At 70.2% G+C, this 601-nt stretch carries 1 protein-coding gene; it reads left to right on the top strand.

Annotation, left to right across the window (positions count from 1 at the left end; translation table 11 throughout):
- Positions 1-601, top strand: a 601-nt coding sequence (locus MCUTH_RS11250; protein ID WP_236707461.1) for a glycosyltransferase family 2 protein, incomplete at both ends; no start/stop codon positions are given.

The raw sequence follows: 601 nt of genomic DNA, 5'->3' as shown, positions 1-601 counted from the left end.
CTCGAAGACGACGACGCACCCCTCCTCGTCGATGCTCTTGTGGGGGTTCGGCGTGCCGTCCGGACCCTCGTTGCGATGCCCGCCTACAACGAGGAGGCCTACATCGCAAAGACCATCGTCGGCGCCCGGCGGCATGCCGACGCCGTCCTCGTCGTCGACGACGGCTCGACGGACGAGACCGTCGCGATCGCCGAGGCGCTCGGGGCGATCGTCGTCCGCCATGCAACCAACCGGGGCTACGGCGGGGCGCTCCAGACGATCTTCTCGACCGCCCGCGGGATGGGCGTCGAGGAGCTCGTCATCATCGACGCTGACGGCCAGCACGACCCCGGGGAGATCCTCCGGCTGCTTTCGGAGCTCCGGGCCGGGAAGGATGCGGTCTTCCCGGCCGCCGGGTCGGCGAGCGCGTTTGGCGCCTACGGGCGACGGGCGATCGAGGCGGTCTACCAGAGCGACGTCTCCACCGGCTCAGATATCCTGACCCTGGTCCATGACCATCACCTGAAGGTCGCCGGAGCGGAGCGCGAGGGGGCCCAGACCCGGGAACCCCGCTACCGGGGGAGGCGGATCGCCGTGGTGGTCCCGGCGTACAACGAGGAAG

Source organism: Methanoculleus thermophilus (assembly GCF_001571405.1).
GTDB lineage: Archaea > Halobacteriota > Methanomicrobia > Methanomicrobiales > Methanoculleaceae > Methanoculleus > Methanoculleus thermophilus.
Note: the sequence above shows the minus strand (reverse complement) of the source record. Positions and strands in the feature narration are given on the sequence as shown.